The sequence below is a fragment of the Ralstonia psammae genome (genome assembly GCF_958405935.1).
In the GTDB taxonomy this organism is placed as follows: domain Bacteria; phylum Pseudomonadota; class Gammaproteobacteria; order Burkholderiales; family Burkholderiaceae; genus Ralstonia; species Ralstonia psammae.
Genome location: NZ_CATZBU010000001.1, coordinates 360,809 through 383,501 on the forward strand (window position 1 = coordinate 360,809; position 22,693 = coordinate 383,501).

A 22,693-nucleotide genomic window follows, 5' to 3' on the forward strand; every position below is an offset into this window, starting at 1 on the left:
AATGAGTCGGTTTAGCACGCAATGTTCCCGATTGCTGCCCCCCCAAAAAAAACAAACCGCGCCGTCCTTGTCAGGCGGCGCGGTTGGTTGGGCAGCGTCAGCGCGAGCGCTTAAGCGGTGGTTGCAGCCGTCGGAGCAGCAACCTTGGCCTCAGCGGCACGCAGGCGGATGTGCAGCTCGCGCAATTGCTTTTCGTCGACCGGGCTCGGTGCCTGCGTGAGCAGGTCCTGCGCACGCTGCGTCTTCGGGAAGGCGATCACGTCCCGGATCGAATCCGCACCGGCCATCATCGTGACCACGCGGTCCAGACCGAACGCGATACCACCGTGCGGAGGCGCACCGTACTGCAGTGCATCCAGCAGGAAGCCGAACTTGGCACGCGCTTCCTCATCGTTGATCTTCAGCGCGCGGAACACCTTGCTCTGCACTTCTTCACGGTAGATCCGCACCGAACCGCCGCCGATTTCCCAGCCGTTGAGCACCATGTCGTAAGCCTTGGCGATGCACTTGCCCGGATCGGTTTCCAGGTATTCCAGGTGCTCGTCCTTCGGGCTCGTGAAGGGGTGGTGCATGGCCACCCAGCGCGCGTCGTCCTCGTCGTACTCGAACATCGGGAAGTCGATCACCCACAGCGGCTTCCAGGCGTCTTCGAACAGGCCGGCGCTCTTGGCGAAGTCCGAATGGCCGACCTTCAGGCGCAGCGCACCCATCGCATCGTTGACGACCTTGGCGCGGTCGGCGCCGAAGAACAGGATGTCGCCATCTTGTGCGCCACTGCGCTTGAGGATCTCGGCAATGGCCGCGTCGTGCAGGTTCTTCACGATCGGCGATTGCAGGCCGTCGCGACCCTTGGCCCCTTCGTTGACCTTGATCCAGGCCAGGCCCTTTGCGCCGTAGATCTCGACGAACTTGGTGTACGCGTCGATATCGCCACGCGACAGGGAAGCACCGCCCGGCACCCGCAGTGCCACGACACGGCCGCCTTCAGCGTTGGCCGGGCCCGAGAACACCTTGAAGTCGACGTCCTTCATGGCGTCGGTCAACTCGGTGAATTCCAGCTTGACGCGCAGGTCCGGCTTGTCCGAACCGAAACGTGCCATCGCCTCGCGGAACTCCATCACCGGGAACTTGGCATCCAGCTCCACCGACATGGTGTTCTTGAACACCGTGCGGATCATCTCTTCAAACAGGTCGCGGATCTCCTGTTCGGTCAGGAACGACGTTTCGCAGTCGATCTGGGTGAATTCGGGCTGGCGGTCAGCACGCAGGTCTTCATCGCGGAAGCACTTGGTGATCTGGTAGTAGCGGTCGAAGCCCGACACCATCAGCATCTGCTTGAAGAGCTGCGGCGATTGCGGCAGCGCGAAGAACTGGCCGGCGTTCACACGCGAGGGCACGAGGTAGTCGCGCGCGCCTTCCGGCGTGCTCTTGGTCAGCATCGGCGTTTCGATGTCGATGAAGCCCTTTTCGTCCAGGTACTTGCGCACTTCCATCGCCACCTTGTAGCGCAGGCGCAGGTTGTATTGCATCTGCGGGCGGCGCAGATCCAGCACGCGGTGCGTCAGGCGCGTGGTTTCCGACAGGTTGTCGTCGTCCAGCTGGAACGGCGGCGTGACCGAGGCGTTGAGCACCGTCAGCTCGTGGCACAGCACTTCAACCTTGCCGCTGGTCAGGTTGGCGTTGGTGGTGCCTTCCGGGCGGGCGCGCACAACGCCCTTCACCTGCAGGCAGAACTCGTTGCGCACACCTTCGGCCACCTTGAACATCTCGGGGCGGTCCGGGTCGCACACGACCTGCACGAGGCCTTCACGGTCGCGCAGGTCGATGAAGATCACGCCACCGTGGTCACGACGACGATGGGCCCAGCCCGACAGCGTGACGCTCTGGCCGAGCAGTTGTTCGGTGACCTGACCGCAGTATTGAGTACGCATTTGCATGTTGTGGTTTTCCGCGAAGCGCGTCGCCAAGAATGCGTCGCGCGTGAAAGTTGATCGGTGGGGGCCGGCGTCGATTTGACTTCGTTCGTGCCGCCAGCTCAGGGTGCCGCGATGGCGCCGCCCTCTGCAGGCAGCGCGGTCGGATTCGAGGGGTCGCGCGGCCCTTGAGCCGGCGACCGGTCCTCCGTAAGTGGCGAGGCATCGGGCGGGTCCATGCGGCGCGGCAGCGCTTCAGGCGCCACCACCCCCATCGACACGATGTACTTGAGCGCCGCATCCACCGTCATGTCCAGCTCGATGGTGTCGGCCTTGGGCATCATGAGGAAGAAGCCCGACGTCGGATTGGGCGTGGTCGGCACGTACACGCTGACGTACTCGCCCTGCAGGTGGTTCTCGACATCACCGCCTGGGCGACCGGTCAGGAAGGCGATCGTCCACGAGCCTTGGCGCGGGTACTGCACCAGCAGCGCCTTGCGGAACGCATTGCCGCTAGACGACAGCAGCGTGTCCGATACCTGCTTCACGCTCGAATAGATTGGCCCGACCACCGGAATGCGGCCCACAAGCGCTTCCCACCACAGCACCAGCTTCTGGCCGATGAAGTTGTGCGCCAGCACGCCCACGATCAGGATGAACGCCAGCGTGAGAATGGCGCCCACGCCGGGAATGCGCCTGCCAAACAGTTGATCCGGCTGCCACGCTGACGGCAGCAGCGCCAGGCTCTGGTCCATCGTGCCGATGACAAGCGACAGCACCCACAGCGTGATCGCAAGCGGGACAAGCACCAGAAGACCGGTCAGGAACCATGTCTTGAGTGCGCTGGTTTTCTGTTTCATGGAGCGATGGGCCGAAAGGTAAGCGATGCGATCAGTGGCAAGCGCACGACGTGCCGCAACCACCGGACGCAGCCGGCGTGCTGGCACTGGACGATGCGGCGTCCGACGACGCAGCCGGCGCGGCCGCGGCGGCCTCCGTCGTGGCCGCCGCCGTACCGGTTGCGGGCGCCGCAGCGGATGCACCGCCCGAGCCACCGCGGAAGTCCGTCACGTACCAGCCCGAACCCTTGAGCTGGAAACCGGCAGCGGTGAGCTGCTTCTTGAACGCCGGCGCGCCGCACGCGGGGCAATCCGTCAGCGGTGCGTCGCTCATCTTCTGCAGCACATCTTTGGCGTGGCCGCAGGCGTCGCATCGATAAGCATAGATCGGCATGGTGTCCTCACCCTGGAACAAACAAATGACAAGAAAGCAATTGGATTGCCCGCGCATGCCGCGAACGCGGTGCGAGAAATACGCACAGGCTCGCGAAAGATTGGGGCAGCCGCGCGCCATACAAGTGCGGGCGCGCAAAGCCTTGAATTATAAACCCTTTTAGGGGAATTCCCGACCGCAGATTCGGAGCGGGCGATGGCAGCACCCGAGAAAGTGGCACACCGCGCACGCCCGCGACGAGACGCTCAGGCTTGCGTGGCAGCCTTGGTGGTCGGCGCGCGGTTCGCGATCCACTGCGGTCCGAGCGAGCCGAGGACCATCGCGCCAAAGCTGGCCAGGAGGCCAACCAACTGTGGCGGAAGCATCGCATCCGGCAGGAACACTTCACACCAGATCCATGCCCCGAGGCCAAGGACGATGGCCAGCAGACCGCCCTGCTTTGTCGCGCGCTTCCAGAACAGGCCGAAGGCCAGCGGCACGAACGCGGCCACCAGCGTCACCTTGTAGGCGCTCTCCACCATGTGGAAGATCGACAGATGCGAGTTCAGCGCAAACAGCGTCACCAGGACAGTGAAAGTCAGCACCACCGCCTGCATCACACGCAGGAAGCGCTTGTCGTCCATGTTCGGCAACAGCGGGCGCAGCACATTTTCGGCAAACGTCACAGACGGCGCCAGCAGCGTCGCGCTCGCGCAGCTCTTGATGGCCGACAGCAGCGCGCCGAAGAACATCACCTGCGCGAAGATCGGCGCATGCTGCAGCACCAGGTTCGGCAAGATCATCTGCGAATCGGTATTGATGTACTTCGCGACCATCTCGGGGTCGATGAGCGTGGCGGAATACGCCAGGAACATCGGCACGAACGCAAACATGAAGTAGAGCACGCCACCCAGCACCGACGCTGTCCCGGCAATGCGCTCGGTGCGCGATGACGTCACGCGCTGGAACACGTCCTGCTGCGGAATCGAGCCGAGCATCATGGTGATCCACGCCGTCACAAAGCCGATGATCTCGATCGGGTTGAACGCCGGCCAAAACGAGAATTTGCCCGAAGCCGCCGCGTGCGCCACCACCGTGCCCACACCACCGGCCTGGCCCGACACTTCCCAGCCGATGTACAGCATGCCGATCACGATGATGATCATCTGGATGAAGTCCGTCACCGCCACCGACCACATGCCGCCAAACAGCGTGTAGACGAGTACGCTGCCCGCGCCGATCATCATCCCGAGGTCTTGCGAAACCGCGCCGTCAGACACGGTGTAGAACACCAGGCCCAATGCCTTGATCTGCGCTGCTACCCAGCCCAGGTACGACACGACGATGCACAGGGTGGTCAGCGTTTCGGCCACGCGGCCAAAGCGGTTGCGATAGAAGTCACCAATGGTGAGCAGGTTCATCCGGTACAGCGGCCTGGCGAAGAACAGACCCACCAAGATCAAGCACAGCGACGAACCGAACGGATCGGCCACCACACCGTGCAGGCCATCCTTGAGGAATTCCGCGGGGATCCCGAGCACCGCCTCGGAGCCGAACCAGGTGGCGAACACCGTGGCCGTCACGACGTAGAACGGCAGGCTGCGGCCAGCCACGGCGAAATCGGCGGTATTGCGCACGCGCAGAGCAGCCCACAGGCCGATCCCGACCGAAATCACCCAGTAAACAATGACAAACCAGATCAGCATGGCAGCGCGGAAAGAAGCTGGAAATCCCCATGGCGGCCCGGCTTTGGGCCCAGGGGCGCCGGGCAAAGTGGCCGGATTATAGCGATGGGACCGCGCGCCGGGGCATCGGTGCGACCACGAATGCCGCCCTGTTTGCCATATTTTTAGGCGACGGCCCGCAACGGGCGTCGGCAGGCTTTTTCTTGACCACGCCCAATGTTGCTTCGCACCAACACTGGCCGCGAATGATGTTTCAATCGGCCCGGCGGCGCCAGACTTGCCAGTGCTCACGCCCGGCAAACACCGGTATCGATTCGGCCTCGGCGATGGGCATGTCGCTCATGCGCTCGAAAGCCGGCGACAGCAGCGCATCCAGTTCGGGTTGCGTGGTCTCGAACGGCGGCCCCTTGGGCACCGGCTCCCGGCCCTCCACCACGGCAAAGAAGCCTGCGAGCAACCCGCCCGGGGGCAGCAGTTTCGCCACCTGTGCGGCGTAGTCGGGCCACAGGCGACGCGGCATGGCGCACAGGAAGGCGCGTTCGTAGATCCATTGCAGCGGGCGCGGCGGCGAAAAACGGAAAAAATCCGCCAACTCCACCACGTCGGCGTGCGGGCCCAACACGGCCTTCGCCGACGCCACGGCACTCGGCGCAAAGTCGATGGCCGTGACCGGCCAGCCATGCTCGGCCAGCCAGCCGGCCTCGTAGGCGTTGCCGCAACCGGGAATCAGCGTGGAAAGCGGCGCAGGCTGCGCTTCGCAAAATTGCCGGAACGCGGCGGGCACACCGGCCGCATCCCACGGGGTGTGCTCGCGGCTGAACCGCTCGTCCCAGAAGGCGGGATCGGCGGCGTCACGGGATTGGAAGACAGGCGGTTGAGCCATGGCGTTCGGAAGATGAACAGCGGATCAGTGGCGGGCCATCCAGGCCAGCACATGCGTCGCGACAATGCCGACCGCAAAGCCACCGACGAACAGCAGAGCGGCGGACAAGAGTCGGTTCGTGCGCTTTTGCTCGGCAAGCAACGCGGTAAGCGCCGCGGTCTGCGCATTGCCGTCCTCGCGGGCGTGGCGATCCAGAATCTGGTGCACCAGGCGTGGGAGGTCCGGCAACTTATTTGCCCATTGCGGCCCTTCGACCTTCAGACGCTCGACAAAACCGCGCCAGCCGATCTGCTCGTGCATCCAGCGTTCGAGAAAGGGCTTGGCCGTCTTCCAGAGGTCCAGATCCGGATCGAGCTGGCGGCCCAGGCCTTCCACGTTGAGCAGGGTCTTCTGCAGCAGCACGAGTTGCGGCTGTACCTCCACGTTGAAGCGGCGCGAGGTCTGGAACAGCCGCATCAGCACCAGGCCCAGCGAGATCTCACCCAGCGGCCGATCGAAATAGGGCTCGCAGCACGCGCGGATGGCGCCTTCCAGCTCTTCCACGCGCGTCTCTTCCGGCGCCCAGCCTGACTCGATGTGCAGCACCGCCACGCGGTGGTAGTCGCGCTGGAAAAAAGCCAGGAAGTTCTGCGCGAGGTAGTTCTTGTCGAACTCCGACAGCGCCCCAACGATGCCGAAATCCAGCGCGATATAGCGGCCCAGCGTCTCAGGTGCCACGCTCACGAGGATGTTGCCGGGGTGCATGTCGGCGTGGAAAAAACCGTCGCGGAAAACCTGCGTGAAGAAGATCTCTACGCCGTCGCGTGCGAGTTTATGCATGTCGACGCCGGCGGCGCGCAGCTCTTCGGTGTGCGAGATCCGCATGCCGTGCATGCGCTCCATCACGAACACTTCAGACGTGCACCAATCCCAGAACACCTCGGGCACGAGCAACAGATCCGACTTGGCAAAATTGCGGCGCAACTGGCTGGCGTTGGCCGCCTCACGCATCAGGTCTAGCTCGTCGTGCAGGTACTTGTCAAACTCGGCGACCACCTCGCGTGGCTTCAGGCGCTTAGCGTCGGCCCACAGCTTTTCCATCCACGTAGCGAGGTCTCGCATGAGCGCGAGGTCGCTGTCGATGACGGGCAGCATGCCCGGGCGCAGAACCTTCACCGCCACCTCTCGGCCGTCGTCCGGGCCCCCGCGCAGCGTGGCGAAATGCACCTGCGCAATCGACGCGCTCGCCACCGGGTGATGATCGAAACGATGGAACAGCGCCGACAGCGGCTTGCCGAGCGATTTCTCCACGATGGCCGCCGCCAACTTCGGGTCAAACGGCGGCACGCGATCCTGCAGCTTGGCCAGTTCGTCGGCAACATCGGGCGGCAGCAGATCGCGCCGCGTCGACAGGACCTGCCCAAACTTCACGAAGATGGGCCCCAACTGCTCAAGCGCCCGGCGCAGGCGCTCGCCGCGCGGGAGCTTCGGCTTGCGACCCAGCGTCAGCACCCAGACCAGCGCGCGAATGCGGCGGCTCTTGAAACCTGACAACGCGAGCTGATCCAGCCCGTAATACAGGATGACGAAAACGATCTTGCCCAACCGGAAGAAACGCGTCATGCCGATTCACCCTGACGTGCGGTCCGGGTGGCCGGTCGCGGGGGCTTTTCGAGCCGCTCCAGCCGCTTGGCCAGACGCGCTTCGGCATCACGCAGTGCAGCCACATCGGCGGCGAACTGCGCAAGGCGTGCATGGCGCACGAGCGTAGGTTGCTCATCGGTCAGGTACGACGCCACCGATTCCGCCAGCGAACGGCTGACGCGCGTGGCTTCGGTGCGGGCGAACTGGGCGCCGCTCACCATGCGCTGCGCGATCACGTCGCCAAACACGCGCGAGAGATCTTCCGCCGCATCCCAGCGCAGGTTGCGCAGCAGCGTCGACAGCACGTTGGCGAATTCTGCCTCGCCCTCGATGCGCACGTGCTTGAGCACGGCGGCCTGCCCGCCTGTAGCGTAATCGCTGGCAGCGGCCACGAGCGGCACGACAACCGTCACGGCCGGTTCCACTTCAGGCTGGGGGGCCGTCACCAGGCCGGCGGCATCCACCTGCAACGTCATCGACATGGGCGCCAGGTCAAAGCGCGCCACGCGGCCCGCGAACGGCCGCAGCGTCTCCTGCGCCCAGGGCTCCTGGCGCAGCAGGTGGTTGAGCGCGAGCAGCAGCGGCTGCATCAGCACAAGCGGAAATGGAGACGAAGTGGCTGTCGAAGACATGCGGTGATGGTGCGCAAAAACAGCAAGAAAGCAGCAAAAAGCGAGCTGGCGGCGGGCGATAAAAAAGGCCCGAACCAAACGGTCGGGCCCTATTTTACGGGGAATGTTGAAACGGCCGTTTTGCGCCGCTTCAAGTTGCTACAGCATCACTGCAATTGCTGAATACCCGCCAACACCCAGCCACCCGCACCCTGCGTCGGCTTGGTCAGGTTCCACACCTCGGCAAACGGCTGTGCGGGCGCGTTCGCTTCTTCGCGGATCATGCCCGAGAAACGCACGCTCGCGAGGTACTCGGCAGCCTGCGTTTCGATGCCGAGCATTTCCGCTTCGACCGAGACTACGTCGGTCTTGTTGGGCGAAGTGCCGCGGTCGGCCAGGTCCATTTTGATCTCGGCAAACATCTCCGGCGTGGTGAACTCGCGGATGTCGTTGAGATTGCCCGCGTCCCAAGCCGCCTGCAGGCGGATGAAGTAGACCTTGGCGTTGCGCAGGAAGGCTTGCGTGTCGAAATCGGCCGGCACGCCCCACGGCTGCTGCGGTGCGGCGGCAGCAGGTTGTGCGTTGACGGCTTGCGCGCTCGAGGCGTCCGGGCCACCCAGGTTCCACGACTGCGCAGCGGTTGCCGCGCCAGCGCCCAGACCCGACGTGTTGCCGGCGTTCAGTGCTGCTGCTGCCGGAGCGGAAGCCTGCGGGGCAGGTGCGGCAGGTTGCGGCACGTACGGTTCACGGTCACCGCCCAGCGACGGGCCACCCGTAGCGTAGGCCGGACCTTGCGGACGGCTGCCGCGCACCTTGCGGATGATCCACATCACCACGAATGCGACGAGCGCGATCAGGATCAGGTTCGACAGCACCGAGGCGAGGCCCGCGCCCAGACCGAACTTCGACAGCAGATAACCGAGGCCCAGACCGGCAGCCAAGCCGCCCAGCATGCCGCCCCAGTTACGTCCGGGCTTTGCGGCCGGTGCGGCCGGAGCCGGTGCAGCCGGTGAAGGTTGTGCGGCCGGTGCGGCCTGCTGTGTCGGCGACGGCGTTGTGGCCGGCGGCGTCTGTTGGCGTTGCGTCACGGTGGACGACTGCTTGCCGATGCTGCGGCTGCCGCCCATGCGCTTGGCGTTGGCATCCATCGCCGTGCCCAGTGCGAGCGTCGCGACCAGCGCGCCCGCCATCAATTTTCCACCCCAATGCAAACTCATCGCTGTCTTCTCTCCAATGGCAGTGACGCCATTAGATGAAGACGTCAATGCCGAAATTCAATGTGAAGGATCGTGGCATATCGTCGCAACGCGCTACATCGCCCATCCGGTGGAACAACGGAAACACTTAGAGGCGACGGCCAACGTGCAGGGCCACGACACCCGCTGTCAGATTGAAGTATTCGACCGAGTCCAATCCGGCCTGTTCCATCATATGCTTGAGCGTTTCCTGATCCGGGTGCATGCGGATGGACTCGGCCAGGTAGCGGTAGCTCTCTGGGTCGCCCGCCACTTTGCTGCCCAACCACGGCAGCACCTTGAACGAGTACACGTCGTAGGCCTTCTCCAGCGGTTGCCATACCTTGGAGAACTCCAGCACCATGACCTTGCCCCCTGGCTTCACCACGCGGCGCATTTCAGCGAGCGCGCGATCCTTGTGCGTCATGTTGCGCAAGCCAAACGCCACTGTCACCACGTCGAAGTAAGCATTCGGAAAGGGAATGTGCTCGGCGTCGCACAGCGCGGTGGGCGTGAGCACGCCGGCATCGAGCAGGCGGTCACGGCCGACGCGCAGCATCGACTCGTTGATGTCGGTCAGCCACACCTCGCCGGTCGGACCAGCCTGGCGCGCGAAGGCCTTGGCCAGATCACCCGTGCCGCCGGCAATATCGAGCACCTTGTAGCCCGGGCGCACCGCTGCCTGGGCGATGGTGAACATCTTCCACACGCGGTGCAGGCCGCCAGACATCAGGTCGTTCATCACGTCGTACTTGCTGGCGACGGAATGGAACACGCCGGCGACCTTGCCGGCCTTCTCCTGCTCATCGACCTGCTGGAATCCGAAGTGGGTTTGGCTCATGACAAAAAGGAATACGGAGGCAGCGCACAGGCGCTGCGAAGTGAATCGGGAATCAGTGGCTGTGGCCGCAGGCGTGGCCGGCGTTCGCCGCCATCGGGGCGTCACGGTCGACACCGGCGGCGGTCAGACGATCGAGATACGCCTGCCACAGCGCGTCGTGCTCAATGCCGAGGCGGTACAGATACGCCCAATCGAAGATGCCGGAATCATGGCCGTCGGAGAACAGCGGCCGGATCGCGTAATTGCCCACCGGCTCGACGCCGACGATGCCCACCTCGCGCTTGCCGGTCTGCAGCACTTCCTGGCCGGGCCCATGCCCCTGCACTTCGGCCGACGGCGACAGCACGCGCAGGTATTCGAACGGCAGGCTGAACTGCTTGCCATCGGCAAAGGCGATTTCCAGCACGCGCGATTGCGTGTGCACGGTGATGCCGGTCGGGTGCGGGGTATCGGCGGAAAGTCCGGCCATGAAAAACGTCTCGTGGAGTCTAAGAACTGTGTTTCAGGAAGCTGCCAGCGCCATGTGCGCAGGCTCTTCCACCACCCGATAGCTTACCGCAGTCAACGGATCGCCCTCGGGGATGTAGCGCAGGCGCCGATGGTGGAATCGTGCCACGGTGCTGCGGTGGGCCACGCTGACGATGGTCACATCAGGCATCCATTCGAGCATCAGGCTGTACATGAACGCCTCGGTGTCTTCGTCAAGTGCGCTGGTGGCCTCGTCAAGGAAGAGGTAATCGGGGCGCTGCAGCAACGCACGTGCGAACGCCAGGCGCTGCTGCTCGCCGGGAGACAGACGCAAGCTCCAGTTGCTCACCTCGTCCAACATGTCGACCAGTGCCGGCAACCGGCACGCGATCAGCACCTGGGTCAGCCGCTCAGCGGAGTACTGGGTGGCCAAATCCGGATATGACAGCGCATCGGCCAGGGTGCCCAACGGCAGATAGCTGCGCTGCGGCAGGAACAGCACGCGGGCATCGTCGGGCACCTCGATGCGGCCCCTGCCGTACGGCCAGATGCCGGCCACGGCACGTACCAGCGTGCTTTTGCCGCAGCCCGACGGGCCGTTGACGAGCACGCGTTCACCGCGCGCGAGCGTCATGTCGAAGGGTTCGACCAGCAAGTCTTCGGGGTTGCGGTTCGGGAGGTTCAGGGCGAGACCGCGCGCTTGGATGGCGGGCACGGCGGCCGTTTCGACCTCGACATCGCGCACGCCGGCGCGGTGCTCCTCTTCACGCTCGGCGGCGCGGATGGCGCGCTGGAATTCGATCAGACGGTTGGTAGAGGCTTTCCACGTGACCAGCGTGCGGTAGTTGGTGACAAACCACGACATCGCATCCTGCACCTGCCCGAAGGCCGTGGCGACCTGCATCATCCCGCCCAGCGTGAGCGTGCCGCCAAAGTAGCGCGGCGCCGACACCAGAAACGGAAAGATGATGGCGAACTGCGCATAGCCGGAGCTGGCGAAGGTCAGGCGCCGCGTGTAGTCCATCAACTGGTTCCAGTTGGTGCGGATGCGCTCGAAACGGCCGCGCAGCATGGCTTTCTCGGTCGGCTCGCCGCGATACAGCGCGATGCTCTCGCTGTTCTCGCGAACGCGCACGAGCAGGAAACGGAAGTACGCCTCATAACGTTCCTGCTGGAACGAGAGCCCGATCAGCGGCCGCCCCACGAAGTGGATGAGGACCGAGCCCACGATCGAGTACAGGAGCGCAAACCACACCATGTAGCCGGGAATCACGAAGTCGTGGCCGCCCAGGCTGAACGCCAGCGGCCCCGACACCGCCCACAGGATGCCGAAGAACGACACCAGCGTCACAGCCGAATTCAGGAAGCCCAGCGCCAAGGTAAGCGTCGCATCGGTGAAGGTGCGCAGGTCGTCGGCGATCCGTTGGTCGGGGTTGTCGGCGCTGTGCGTTTGTTCCAGTCGATAGAACGCCTGCTTGCTGAGCCAGTCGTCGAGGAAGCTGCCGGTAATCCACGTCCGCCAGCGCATCTGCAGCATCATCGAGTAGTACAGCCGCATGATCGAACCGATGATCAGCAGCGCGGCAATCCATGAAAAACGCAGCAACTGCGCCCAGAACTCGCCGTAGTTTTTCTGCTCGAGCGCGTTGTAGAAAAGCCGGTTCCAATCGGTGAACAGCACGTTCATGAACACAAGGAACAGGTTCAGGCCGATCACCAGGGCAAGCAGCCCCCAGGCTTTGTGGCGATCTTCCGAAAACCAGTACGGACGAATCAGTTGCCAAGTCTCCGAGAGATTCAGCCGCCCATGGTGAACGGTCAACTCGGAGATGGAATCCTTGTGGGAATCGGGCGTAGCGGCGGTGCGCGGTGTCGTCATGGCGAGGGCTTTGGCGCGACAGAAAGAAAATCTGACGTCCTGCGCACCACTGGGGTTCCACGCAGGACGTGGCGATGCGTTACCAGGCGTTACCGCCGACCGGGCTCAAGCGTCAGCGAGCGCCGCTTGGAGTGCGTACGACAGTGCCGGCAACTTGGCCGTGATCTCGGCCATGCGCGCGGTATCGGGCGCGCGCTGCTCGGGGCCCCACACGGCTTCTGGAAAATGCGTGTCCCACCGATAGCGCGGGATGACGTGCCAGTGCAGATGCGGCACGAAATTGCCGAAGCTGGCGAGGTTGATCTTGTCCGGCGCCAGCTCGGCGCGCAGCACGCGCTCAACATGGGTAACGACTTCCATCAGCCAGTGACGATCGGCATCGGACAAGTCGGTCTGCTCGGCCACATGGTCGTTCCAGATGACGCGGCAGAAGCCCGGAAAGCGCGCGTGCTCGACCAGCACCACGCGCGCCTTGGCATTGCGCCAGATGGGCTCGCCGCCGTCCGCCTCGCACAGCGCGCAGCCGGGCGTCCGCTCGGTCATCGTCACACCAGCACGCGTTCGATACCGCCGGCGTTGGCCTGTGCAACATAGTCCTGCAACCAGGTCTCGCCGAGCACGTGACGCGCCATCTCGACCACGATGTAGTCGGCCTGCACCGAGACATCTTCGGTGTAGCGCGACAGGCCCTGCAGACACGCCGGGCAGCTCGTGAGGATCTTCACGTCACCGTTGAACGCCTCGCCGCCCTGGCCGCTGGTCTGGCCGAGGCTGCGCAGCTTGTCGGCACCCTTCTGCATCTCCTCTTCCTTGCGGAAGCGGACCTGCGTGGAGATGTCCGGCCGCGAGATCGCCAGCGTGCCCGACTCACCGCAGCAGCGGTCGTTCTTCTCGATCGCGCTGGTCTGGCCATCGGCGCCGATGTTGCCGCCCATGAGCTGGTTGACGAGCTTGGTCGGGTCCATGGTCTTGATCGGCGTGTGGCAGGGGTCGTGGTACATGTACCGCGTGCCCTGCACACCGTCGATCTTCACGCCCTTCTCCAGCAGGTATTCGTGAATGTCGATGATCCGGCAGCCCGGAAAGATCTTGTCGAATTCGTACCCGGCGAGCTGGTCGTAGCAGGTGCCGCAGCTCACCACCACGGTCTTGATGTCGAGGTAGTTGAGCGTGTTGGCCACGCGGTGGAACAGCACGCGGTTGTCGGTGACGATCTTCTCGGCCTTGTCGAACTGGCCAGTGCCGCGCTGCGGATAACCGCAGCACAGGTAGCCCGGCGGCAGCACCGTCTGCACGCCGGCATGCCACAGCATTGCCTGCGTGGCCAGACCCACCTGCGAAAACAGGCGTTCCGAGCCGCAGCCTGGGAAGTAGAACACCGCCTCGCTATCGGGCGTGGTCGCCTTCGGGTTGCGGATGATCGGGACGATCTCGTTGTCCTCGATGTCCAACAACGCGCGCGCAGTCTTCTTGGGCAGGTTGCCCGGCATCTTCTTGTTGATGAAGTGAATCACCTGCTCGCGCACCGGCGGCTTGCCCACCGTAGCGGGCGGACGTGCGGTCTGCTTCTTGGCGAATTTCTTCAGGATGTCGTTGCCCAGACGCTGCGCCTTGTAGCCCCAGTCGAACATCACCTTGCGCGTGAAGTTGATGGTCTCGGGGTTGGTCGCGTTCAGGTAGAACATCGCCGCTGCGGTGCCGGGGTTGAATTTCTTCTGCCCCATCTTGCGCAGCAGGTTGCGCATGTTCATCGACACGTCGCCGAAGTCGATCTTGACCGGGCACGGCGTCACGCACTTGTGGCAGACCGTGCAGTGGTCCCCCACGTCGGCAAACTCTTCCCAGTGCTTGACCGACACGCCGCGGCGCGTCTGCTCCTCGTACAGGAAGGCCTCAATGAGCAACGAGGTGGCAAGAATCTTGTTGCGCGGGCTGTACAGCAGGTTGGCGCGCGGCACGTGCGTGGCGCACACCGGCTTGCACTTGCCGCAGCGCAAGCAGTCCTTGATCGACTCCGAGATGGCCCCGATGTCGCTCTGCTGCATGATGATCGACTCGTGCCCCATCAAGCCGAACGACGGCGTATAGGCGTTGCGCAGGTCAGCGGCCAAGCCTTGCGGGTCGTTGATGTCGCGCAGCAGCTTGCCCTTGTTGAAGCGGCCGTTCGGATCGACGCGGCGCTTGTAGGCGGCAAAGTCGGCGATCTCGTCGTCGGTCAGGAATTCCAGCTTGGTGATGCCGATGCCGTGCTCACCCGAGATCACGCCGTCCAGCGAACGTGCCAGCTTCATGATGCGGGCCACCGCCTTGTGGGCGTCCTGCAGCATGTCGTAGTCATCCGAGTTGACGGGGATGTTGGTGTGCACGTTGCCGTCGCCGGCATGCATGTGCAGCGCCACAAACACACGGCCGCGCAGCACCTTCTTGTGGATCGCCTGTGCCTCGTCGAGGATCGGCTTGAACTCGCCGCCGTTGAAGATCTTGCGCAGCTCGGCGCGGATCTCCGACTTCCACGACACGCGGATCGTGCGATCTTGCAGCAGGTGGAACAGGTTGGCGTCGGGCTGATTCACCAGGCGATCATCGATGGTCTGCGCGAGGTAGCCCAGGCCGAGGCCGATGAGGCTGGCGCGCGCAGCGGTGACCGGCGTGTCGAGATGGTCCAGCAGGTATTGCCAACGTGCACGCGTGGCACGCAGCAGTTGCTGCGCCTGTTGCACGCGGTCTTCCAGCAGTTCGGCGCTGGGGATCTCGTTGGCGTCGTCGGTGCGGCCCAGCGGCAGGTTGCTGCCGGCAAAGAAGTCGAGCAGCGCGTCGGTCAGCTTGAGCTTGCTCTTGATCGACAGCTCGATGTTGATGCGCTCGATGCCGTCGGTGTATTCGCCCATGCGATTGAGCGGGATCACCACGTCTTCGTTGATCTTGAAGGCGTTGGTGTGCTTGGCAATCGCTGCCGTGCGCGAGCGGTCGAGCCAGAACTTCTTGCGTGCCTCGGGGCTCACGGCCACGAAACCTTCGCCGCTCTTGCCGTTGGCAAGACGAATCACTTCCGAGGTCGCGCGCGCCACGGCGTCATCATCGTCGCCGACGATGTCACCGATCAGCACCATCTTCGGAAACGCGTTGCGCTTGCTCTTGGTGGCGTAGCCCACCGCGCGCAGGTAGCGCTCGTCCAGATGTTCCAGACCCGCGAGGATCGCGCCGCCGGGCTTCTTGGTCTCGGCGTCGAGGTAGTCCTTGATCTCGACGATGCTCGGAATCGCGTCACGCGCCTGGCCGAAGAACTCCAGGCACACGGTGCGGATCGACTTGGGCATGCGGTGCAGAATCCAGCGCGCGCTGGTAATGATGCCGTCGCAACCTTCCTTCTGCACGCCGGGCAGGCCGGCCAGGAACTTGTCGGTGACGTCCTTGCCGAGGCCTTCCTTGCGGAACTTGCGGCCTTCGATGGTGAGCGTCTCGGTGCGCAGCAGCTTGGCTCCGACCGGCGCGTTGCCGTCGAACCACTTCAGCTCGAACGTGACGACCGGCGCGTCGTGAATCTTGCCGAGGTTGTGATTGAGGCGCTGGACTTCCAGCCAGTTGCCGTCCGGGTCAACCATGCGCCACCAGGCGAGGTTGTCCAGCGCGGTGCCCCACAGCACTGCTTTCTTGCCGCCCGCGTTCATCGCGACGTTGCCGCCGATGCACGACGCGTCGATCGAGGTCGGGTCCACGGCGAAGACGAGGCCGGCCTTGTCCGCCGCATCGGCCACGCGACGCGTGACCACGCCGGCGCCCGAATAGATGGTTGCCACGGGGTGGTCAACGCCGGGCAGGTCGGTCATCTCGACCGCATCCAGGCGCTCCAGCTTTTCAGTATTGATGACCGCCGAGAACGGCGTGAGCGGCACGGCGCCGCCGGTGTAGCCGGTGCCGCCTCCGCGCGGGATGATGGTCAGACCCAGCTCGAAGCAGCCCTTGACGATGCCGGCGATCTCTTCTTCCGTATCGGGTGTCAGCACAACGAACGGATATTCGACGCGCCAATCGGTGGCGTCGGTCACGTGAGACACGCGCGACAGGCCGTCGAACTTGATGTTGTCCTTCGCCGTGACGCGGCCGAGCACTTTCTGAGCGCGGCGGCGCAGGTCGTACACCTGGGCGAATTCTTCCTGGAACGCCTTGACGGCGCGGCGGGCATGCACGACCAATTGCTCGACCTTGCTGGCACGCTCGTCGCCCACGGGGTCATGGTGCGAATCGTGGTCGGCCACGCGGCGCTTCTCTATCTCCGCCAGGCGGTGATTGAGGGCGTCGATCAACATCTGCCGGCGCTTCGGGTTGTCGAGCAGGTCGTCCTGCAGATACGGATTGCGGCGTACCACCCAGATATCGCCCAGCACTTCATACAGCATGCGTGCCGAACGGCCGGTGCGGCGCTCGGCGCGCAGCACGTCCAGGATCTGCCACGCAGACTCGCCCAGCAAACGGATGACGATTTCCCGATCCGAGAACGAGGTGTAGTTGTAGGGAATCTCGCGCAGCCGGGGCGCAGCGTCCTGCGCCGTGAGTTTGGCGTCGATCAGAAGTGGGGCATTCATGGCGTGCCGCTGGGGAGGGGCGCGGCAAAGAGGGCATACGCCGCGCGGTCTTTAAAGGGCGATTGTACTGCAACGCGCGCCGTTGATGCATTGCAGCAACGGTATCCCTGCCGGTGACATGGGCGGTAAAACTGTCGCGTTTTCAATGGCTTGCGAAAAGAACAGGGCTGCCAAAGTGGAGTGAACACCACGCAAACGTCACATCATCACGCCCTTGACCCAGCCCAGGATGCCGTGCCAGAAGCCGTCGGGCAGGGTCATGAGGGCGGTGGTCATGGCCAGATAGCGCAAGAATTTGCCGATGGCCATATACATGACGCTGGGCCAGAACTTCAGGCGCAGCCAGCCGGCCAGCGTGCAGAGCGGGTCGCCAATGCCCGGCAGCCACGACACCAGCAGCGACACCGGCCCGATGCGGCGCATCCAGCGGAAGTACTTCTTGTCGAGCGGGGGCTCGCGGTGGTGCTTGGGGTGCGGCACGTGCTGGGCGTGCTCGGCCGTGTGCTGACGGCGACGGCGGGCGAGGTGGTAGCGCACCAGCGCCAGCTTGGCCGCATAGCCCATCCACCAATCGACCACGCCGCCCAGCGTGTTGCCGAGCGTGGCCACGATGATGGCCGGCCAGAACATCTCCGGATTGAGCTTGATGTAAGCGAACACGGCGGGCTCTGAGCCCAGCGGCAAAAGCGTCGCCGAGATGAAACTGACGACGAAGATGGCAGGCAGCCCGACCTTGGGCAGGGCGAGCGTGGCAAAAAGCGTGTCGATCCACTGTTCCATGCGATCGATTGTAGAGGGCGGGCGGCCGCGGCGTCGCCTGGGGGCCGCCCTAGCCGCTCAGGCGAAGAACAGGTAGGCGACGAGCACGGCGCCGATCAGCCCGATCAGGTCGGCCCAGAGCCCGCAGGCCAGGGCGTAACGCGTGTCCTTGATGCCGACGCTGCCGAAATACACGGCCAGCACGTAGAACGTGGTTTCGGTCGAGCCCTGGATGATGGCGGCCAGCTTGCCCTGGAAGGAATCGACGCCGTAGGTGGTCATGACGTCGACCATCAGGCCGCGGGCGCCTGCGCCCGACAACGTCTTCATCAGCCCCACGGGCAGCGCCGGCACAAAGCGCGTGTCGATGCCCAGGTGCGCGAACAGCGCGGAAAGGCCTTGCATCAAAACATCCATGCACCCCGCCGCGCGAAACACGGCGATGCCCACCAGCACCGCGACCAGGTACGGGACGATGCCGATGGCCACCTGAAAGCCGTCCTTGGCGCCGTCGACGAAGGTCTCGTACACGTTGATGCGGCGAATGGCCCCGCACACCAGGAACGCCACGACGATGGTGAGGATGGCGCCCGCTCCGATCAGACCGATCCACGCGGCCATCTGCTGCGGCGGAAACTGGCGCAGCCACGCAAACAGCAGCCCCATGGCCGCGACAAAGCCGCCGAAATACGCCAGCAGCGCAGGCTTGAACAGGTTGATGCGCTGATACCACGCCACCGCCGCAATGCCCGCGCAGAAGCCGATGAACGTGGACAGCAAGGTCGGCAGGAAGATGTCTGCCGCGTTGAAACCGACCAGGCCCTGCTTGACCGCCATCGCCTGACGGATGGCGATGACGGACGTGGGCACCAGTGTCACGCCCGCCGTGTTGAGCACCACGAACATCAACTGCGCATCGCTGGCGCGCTGCGGCTGCGGGTTGATCTGCTGCAACTCGCGCATGGCCTGCAGGCCCAGCGGCGTAGCCGCGTTATCCAGGCCGAGCACGTTGGCGGACACGTTCATCATCATCGCGCCATTGGCCGGGTGGCCGGCAGGCACGGAGGGAAACAGATGCCGCATCAGCGGGTTCACGAGCCGCGCGAACAGATCGACCACGCCGGCGCGCTCGCCCACGCGCATGATGCCCAGCCACAGCGCCATCATGCCGGTCAGGCCGATCGCGATTTCAAAGCCGGTGCGCGCGGCATCGAACATGCCGGTCAGCATGCGAGAGAAGACCTCCATGTCGCCCTGCACCACCTGCACGCATGCGGTGACGAAGGCAACGAGGAAGAAGGCGAGCCAGACGAGGTTCAGGGCCACGGGGGTTGCGCGTTGGAGTCGGATAAGCCGGTCATTGTGCCTGCGGCGGCGTCTCGATCGGGTCGATCCGGTGGAAGTTGTCATAGTCGACCGAGGTGACGCCGCCTTCGTCGCGAATGAGGTCGACATAGCGATGATTCCAGCGGATCTCATCGTGCCGCCAGGAATAGCGCGCCTGCACGGTCTGCGCAGCGGTCTCGTCGGCGCCCTCGATGGTGAGCAGCAGCAAGGCGTCACCCGCGGCGAGCGATTCTGCGGTGGCGCCATGCAGCGGGCTGGATTCGTCGATGACGTGCATCATCACCCAGCCCAGCAGGAAGATCGGGTGCTCGCTGCGCTCAAGCTTCAGGTCGTGAATCTTGTAGATCGAGTAGCCCTCGGGCGAGACCTCGTCCTGCATCAGGCGCAGCCGGGCGGTGGCCTCGGCGATGACGTTCTGGCGCGCATTGGCGGCACGCAGCATCAGCGTGGATTTGCCGTTGAGCGGCCGCACGACAACGTTGCGCGCAAACATGATCTTGGCGCGCGGGCGCGAGAACCGCGCAAACACCAGCCCCGTCGCCATGGCAATCCCCGACATGCCGATGAAGATCTCCAGCGTGGCGATGACGTGGGCGTAGAGCGTTTGCGGGTGCATGTCGCCGTAGCCGACGGTGGCCAGCGTCTCGACACTGAAGAAGAATGCCCCCACGAACCCCGGCGGCGATTGGTTCGCGATGGACGCCTCGCCCAGCGAATACAGCCCCGCGAACACCGCATTGAGCGCCAGGAACATCGTGGCCAGCAGCGCGAAGAAGGTCGGCCAGTTGACCTCCAGCGCGTGGTGATAGAGGTCGCGCCAGCCCAGCGGGGGCATGCCGTAGGCAATGACGTGCTGCGTGCCGGACCAGACTTTGCGGCCCCGGCGTGCACGCCCGGCACGCGCGGAGGAAGACGACGGGGTGTTCATGGAGGCCTCTCGCCGATGATGCGCCGCGCCCGCCCGGGTACGGCCGGGGCAGTGTACCGACCGGCACGCCCGTCCGGCAAGGCGGGCAAGGCGGGCAAGGCGCCGCGTGATAGGCTTACGGGCTCTGTTCACGTCCAACCCGGTCCGCCCCATGGCCATCGATTACCTCAAGAAAATCCTGACTGCGAAGGTCTATGACGTCGCGCTGGAAACCGAGCTGAAGTTCGCGCCCAACCTGTCGGCGCGCACCGGCAACCGCGTCTTTCTCAAGCGCGAGGATGACCAGCCGGTGTTCTCGTTCAAGCTGCGCGGCGCCTACAACAAGATGGCCTCGCTCACGCCGGCCGAGCGCAAGCGCGGGGTGATTACGGCGTCGGCGGGCAACCACGCGCAGGGCGTGGCGTTCAGCGCTGCCCGAATGGAATGCAAGGCCGTGGTCTGCATGCCGGTGACGACGCCGCAGTTGAAGATCGACGGCGTGCGCTCGCGCGGCGGCGAATGGGTCGACGTCGTGCTGCACGGTGAAAGCTATTCCGACGCCTACAACCACGCCGCCAAGCTGCAGGAGAAGCACGGCTACACCTTCGTGCACCCGTTTGATGACCCGGAAGTGATTGCCGGCCAGGGCACCATCGCCATGGAGATCCTGCGCCAGCATCCGCAACCCCTTCACGCCATCTTCTGCTCGATCGGCGGCGGCGGGCTGATCTCCGGCGTGGCGGCATACGTCAAGGCCGTGCGCCCAGACGTCAAGGTGATCGGCGTGCAGAGCGTGGATTCCGACGCAATGGCGCGTTCGGTGGCCGCCGGCAAGCGCGTCGAACTGAAGGACGTGGGCCTGTTTGCCGACGGCACGGCGGTCAAGCTGGTGGGCAAGGAAACCTTCCGCATCACGCGCGAGCTGGTCGACGAGATCATCACCGTGGATACGGATGCCATCTGCGCGGCGCTCAAGGATGTGTTCCAGGACACGCGCAGCCTGCTGGAGCCGTCGGGCGCGCTGGCGGTGGCCGGCCTCAAACAGTATGCCGAACAAAACAAGCTGAAGAACCACTCGCTGGTGGCCGTGGCCAGCGGCGCCAACATGAACTTCGACCGCCTGCGCTTCGTGGCCGAACGCGCCGAGGTGGGCGAGGCGCGCGAGGCCGTGTTTGCCGTGACGATTCCGGAAGAGCGCGGCAGCTTCAAGCGCTTCTGCGAGCTGGTCGGCTGGTCGCGCAACGTGACGGAGTTCAACTACCGCATTGCCAGCAAGGACGCTGCGCACATCTTTGTGGGTGTGCAAATTGCGTCGCGCGCAGAGGGTGACAAGATCGCCGAGAACTTCCGCAAGCACGGCTTCCCGACGCTGGACCTGTCGAACGATGAACTCGCCAAACAGCACATCCGCTATATGGTGGGTGGGCGTTCTCCGCTGGCCGAGAACGAACATCTGTACCGCTTCGAGTTTCCCGAACGGCCGGGCGCGCTGATGAAGTTCCTCTCGAGCATGAGCCCGAACTGGAACATCAGCCTGTTCCACTACCGTAATCAGGGCGCGGACTCGAGCAACATCCTCGTCGGCATCCAGGTACCGAAGAACGAGAAGCGCGAGTTCAAGGCGTTCCTCGCGACGCTGGGCTATACCTATTGGGACGAAAGCGAGAACCCCGTCTACAGCCTGTTTTTGTGATGAGCAACCAACCCGAACATTCGCCGCTGGGCAAGACTTCCGCCTACAAGACGGAGTACGACCCGAGCCTGCTGTTTCCGATTCCGCGCCAGGGCAAGCGCGACGAGATCGGCCTGAGCGCCGGCACGCCCCTGCCCTTCTTCGGCGTCGACCTGTGGAACCTGTACGAGCTGTCGTGGCTGAACCTGCGCGGCAAGCCGCAGGTGGCGCTGGGTACCGTCATCGTGCCGGCGGATTCGCCCAACATCGTTGAATCGAAGTCGTTCAAGCTGTATCTGAATTCGTTCAACCAGACGAAGGTGGCGTCGCACGAAGCGCTGCAGCAGTTGATCCACCACGATCTGTCGGAAGCATGCGGTGCGCCGGTGCAGGTGCGCATCGTGCCGCAGGAGGAATTTGGGCGGCAGAAGATGGGCGAACTCGATGGCGTGCTGCTCGATCGCCTGGACATCGAAACCGACATCTACCAGCCCGCGCCCGAGCTGCTGTATGCCGATGAGGAAGAAAGCCCGGTGGAAGAGACCCTGGTTTCGCACCTGCTGAAGTCCAACTGCCTTGTAACGGGTCAGCCGGACTGGGGCAGCGTGCAGATCCGCTACGTGGGCGCGCCGATCAACCAGGAAGCGCTGCTCAAGTATTTGATCTCGTTCCGCGAACACAACGAGTTTCACGAGCAGTGCGTGGAGCGGATCTTTACCGACATCCTGCGCCAGTGCCGGCCGGTCAAGCTGGCGGTGTATGCGCGCTACACGCGGCGCGGCGGGCTGGACATCAACCCGTTCCGCACGAACTACAACACGCCGTGGCCGGACCACTTGAGGAATGCGCGTCAGTAAGCGCTGACACTACGCAATCCACGCAGGGCGCCTCGGGGCGCCTTTTTTCTTGCCTGAGCGATCCGCCAAACGGGCATTCCGGCCTCGTCCGTTTTGGGGACGCCAACGCCCTATCGTTTCACGCGCGCTCGCCTATAGTGATATCCGCAGTAAGCCACCCGGGGGAATCGTGAAGGGTCCGTCCGCTGTTCGCGGACAAGGCACTCTCGACGGGGGAC

18 protein-coding genes are annotated in these 22,693 nt (G+C 64.3%); 2 read left to right on the plus strand and 16 right to left on the minus strand.

Annotated features, from left to right (window positions below; genetic code table 11):
• Positions 1 to 110: 110 nt before the first annotated feature.
• The 16 genes from aspS to R2N16_RS01800 form a co-directional block, all read right to left on the minus strand.
• Positions 111 to 1,937: an aspartate--tRNA ligase gene (gene aspS / locus R2N16_RS01725; RefSeq protein ID WP_316663814.1), complete on the minus strand. Its 1,827-nt coding sequence runs from the start codon at positions 1,935 to 1,937 to the stop codon at positions 111 to 113.
• Between the two features lie 98 nt (positions 1,938 to 2,035).
• Entirely contained in the window at positions 2,036 to 2,773 is a 738-nt protein-coding gene (locus R2N16_RS01730; RefSeq protein ID WP_316663815.1) for a DUF502 domain-containing protein, read from the minus strand.
• Positions 2,774 to 2,804: 31 nt separating this feature from the next.
• Positions 2,805 to 3,146, minus strand: coding sequence for an FmdB family zinc ribbon protein (locus tag R2N16_RS01735; RefSeq protein ID WP_316663816.1), 342 nt, complete (start codon positions 3,144 to 3,146; stop codon positions 2,805 to 2,807).
• Between the two features lie 245 nt (positions 3,147 to 3,391).
• Positions 3,392 to 4,831, minus strand: coding sequence for a high affinity choline transporter 1 (locus R2N16_RS01740; protein WP_316663818.1), 1,440 nt, complete (start codon positions 4,829 to 4,831; stop codon positions 3,392 to 3,394).
• A 232-nt stretch (positions 4,832 to 5,063) separates the two neighbouring features.
• Positions 5,064 to 5,693, minus strand: a complete 630-nt coding sequence (locus R2N16_RS01745) for a class I SAM-dependent methyltransferase (protein ID WP_316663822.1) — start codon at positions 5,691 to 5,693, stop codon at positions 5,064 to 5,066.
• 24 nt (positions 5,694 to 5,717) lie between these two features.
• Positions 5,718 to 7,295, minus strand: coding sequence for a ubiquinone biosynthesis regulatory protein kinase UbiB (gene ubiB, locus R2N16_RS01750; RefSeq protein ID WP_316663823.1), 1,578 nt, complete (start codon positions 7,293 to 7,295; stop codon positions 5,718 to 5,720).
• The gene (locus R2N16_RS01755) at positions 7,292 to 7,948 is read right to left on the minus strand and encodes a ubiquinone biosynthesis accessory factor UbiJ (protein WP_316663825.1); all 657 of its coding nucleotides are present in this window, start codon (positions 7,946 to 7,948) and stop codon (positions 7,292 to 7,294) included. Before R2N16_RS01755 ends, ubiB begins: the two co-directional genes overlap by 4 nt.
• A gap of 146 nt (positions 7,949 to 8,094) precedes the next feature.
• Positions 8,095 to 9,144, minus strand: coding sequence for a Tim44 domain-containing protein (locus R2N16_RS01760; RefSeq protein ID WP_316663826.1), 1,050 nt, complete (start codon positions 9,142 to 9,144; stop codon positions 8,095 to 8,097).
• A gap of 127 nt (positions 9,145 to 9,271) precedes the next feature.
• Entirely contained in the window at positions 9,272 to 10,003 is a 732-nt protein-coding gene (gene ubiE / locus R2N16_RS01765; protein WP_316663827.1) for a bifunctional demethylmenaquinone methyltransferase/2-methoxy-6-polyprenyl-1,4-benzoquinol methylase UbiE, read from the minus strand.
• A 52-nt stretch (positions 10,004 to 10,055) separates the two neighbouring features.
• The gene (locus R2N16_RS01770) at positions 10,056 to 10,472 is read right to left on the minus strand and encodes a gamma-butyrobetaine hydroxylase family protein (RefSeq protein WP_316663828.1); all 417 of its coding nucleotides are present in this window, start codon (positions 10,470 to 10,472) and stop codon (positions 10,056 to 10,058) included.
• 33 nt (positions 10,473 to 10,505) lie between these two features.
• Complete coding sequence (locus R2N16_RS01775) at positions 10,506 to 12,350, minus strand: ABC transporter ATP-binding protein/permease (RefSeq protein WP_316663830.1); 1,845 nt, start codon at positions 12,348 to 12,350, stop codon at positions 10,506 to 10,508.
• Between the two features lie 105 nt (positions 12,351 to 12,455).
• Positions 12,456 to 12,893 carry an HIT family protein gene (locus tag R2N16_RS01780; RefSeq protein ID WP_316663832.1) on the minus strand — a complete coding sequence of 146 codons (438 nt, stop codon included), beginning with the start codon at positions 12,891 to 12,893 and terminating at the stop codon, positions 12,456 to 12,458.
• 2 nt (positions 12,894 to 12,895) lie between these two features.
• Positions 12,896 to 16,933 (minus strand): DUF3683 domain-containing protein, encoded by a 4,038-nt coding sequence (locus tag R2N16_RS01785; RefSeq protein ID WP_316663834.1) that lies wholly within the window; start codon positions 16,931 to 16,933, stop codon positions 12,896 to 12,898.
• A 198-nt stretch (positions 16,934 to 17,131) separates the two neighbouring features.
• Positions 17,132 to 17,713: a YqaA family protein gene (locus R2N16_RS01790; protein ID WP_316663835.1), complete on the minus strand. Its 582-nt coding sequence runs from the start codon at positions 17,711 to 17,713 to the stop codon at positions 17,132 to 17,134.
• A gap of 57 nt (positions 17,714 to 17,770) precedes the next feature.
• Positions 17,771 to 19,018, minus strand: coding sequence for a nucleoside recognition domain-containing protein (locus R2N16_RS01795; RefSeq protein WP_316663837.1), 1,248 nt, complete (start codon positions 19,016 to 19,018; stop codon positions 17,771 to 17,773).
• Between the two features lie 31 nt (positions 19,019 to 19,049).
• Positions 19,050 to 19,967, minus strand: coding sequence for an ion channel (locus R2N16_RS01800; RefSeq protein ID WP_316663838.1), 918 nt, complete (start codon positions 19,965 to 19,967; stop codon positions 19,050 to 19,052).
• A gap of 151 nt (positions 19,968 to 20,118) precedes the next feature.
• Between R2N16_RS01800 and ilvA the strand changes: the two genes are divergently transcribed.
• Positions 20,119 to 21,639: a threonine ammonia-lyase, biosynthetic gene (gene ilvA, locus R2N16_RS01805; RefSeq protein WP_316663839.1), complete on the plus strand. Its 1,521-nt coding sequence runs from the start codon at positions 20,119 to 20,121 to the stop codon at positions 21,637 to 21,639.
• On the plus strand, positions 21,639 to 22,475 hold the full coding sequence (gene queF, locus R2N16_RS01810) for an NADPH-dependent 7-cyano-7-deazaguanine reductase QueF (RefSeq protein WP_316663841.1): 837 nt from the start codon (positions 21,639 to 21,641) through the stop codon (positions 22,473 to 22,475). Before ilvA ends, queF begins: the two co-directional genes overlap by 1 nt.
• Positions 22,476 to 22,693 lie beyond the last annotated feature (218 nt).

Bases quoted from the DNA above. Each gene is read 5' to 3' on its own strand.
- aspS (WP_316663814.1), bottom strand. From the start codon at position 1,937: ATGCAAATGCGTACTCAATACTGCGGTCAGGTCACCGAACAACTGCTC.
- R2N16_RS01730 (WP_316663815.1), bottom strand. From the start codon at position 2,773: ATGAAACAGAAAACCAGCGCACTCAAGACATGGTTCCTGACCGGTCTT.
- R2N16_RS01735 (WP_316663816.1), bottom strand. From the start codon at position 3,146: ATGCCGATCTATGCTTATCGATGCGACGCCTGCGGCCACGCCAAAGAT.
- R2N16_RS01740 (WP_316663818.1), bottom strand. From the start codon at position 4,831: ATGCTGATCTGGTTTGTCATTGTTTACTGGGTGATTTCGGTCGGGATC.
- R2N16_RS01745 (WP_316663822.1), bottom strand. From the start codon at position 5,693: ATGGCTCAACCGCCTGTCTTCCAATCCCGTGACGCCGCCGATCCCGCC.
- ubiB (WP_316663823.1), bottom strand. From the start codon at position 7,295: ATGACGCGTTTCTTCCGGTTGGGCAAGATCGTTTTCGTCATCCTGTAT.
- R2N16_RS01755 (WP_316663825.1), bottom strand. From the start codon at position 7,948: ATGTCTTCGACAGCCACTTCGTCTCCATTTCCGCTTGTGCTGATGCAG.
- R2N16_RS01760 (WP_316663826.1), bottom strand. From the start codon at position 9,144: ATGAGTTTGCATTGGGGTGGAAAATTGATGGCGGGCGCGCTGGTCGCG.
- ubiE (WP_316663827.1), bottom strand. From the start codon at position 10,003: ATGAGCCAAACCCACTTCGGATTCCAGCAGGTCGATGAGCAGGAGAAG.
- R2N16_RS01770 (WP_316663828.1), bottom strand. From the start codon at position 10,472: ATGGCCGGACTTTCCGCCGATACCCCGCACCCGACCGGCATCACCGTG.
- R2N16_RS01775 (WP_316663830.1), bottom strand. From the start codon at position 12,350: ATGACGACACCGCGCACCGCCGCTACGCCCGATTCCCACAAGGATTCC.
- R2N16_RS01780 (WP_316663832.1), bottom strand. From the start codon at position 12,893: ATGACCGAGCGGACGCCCGGCTGCGCGCTGTGCGAGGCGGACGGCGGC.
- R2N16_RS01785 (WP_316663834.1), bottom strand. From the start codon at position 16,933: ATGAATGCCCCACTTCTGATCGACGCCAAACTCACGGCGCAGGACGCT.
- R2N16_RS01790 (WP_316663835.1), bottom strand. From the start codon at position 17,713: ATGGAACAGTGGATCGACACGCTTTTTGCCACGCTCGCCCTGCCCAAG.
- R2N16_RS01800 (WP_316663838.1), bottom strand. From the start codon at position 19,967: ATGAACACCCCGTCGTCTTCCTCCGCGCGTGCCGGGCGTGCACGCCGG.
- ilvA (WP_316663839.1), top strand. From the start codon at position 20,119: ATGGCCATCGATTACCTCAAGAAAATCCTGACTGCGAAGGTCTATGAC.
- queF (WP_316663841.1), top strand. From the start codon at position 21,639: ATGAGCAACCAACCCGAACATTCGCCGCTGGGCAAGACTTCCGCCTAC.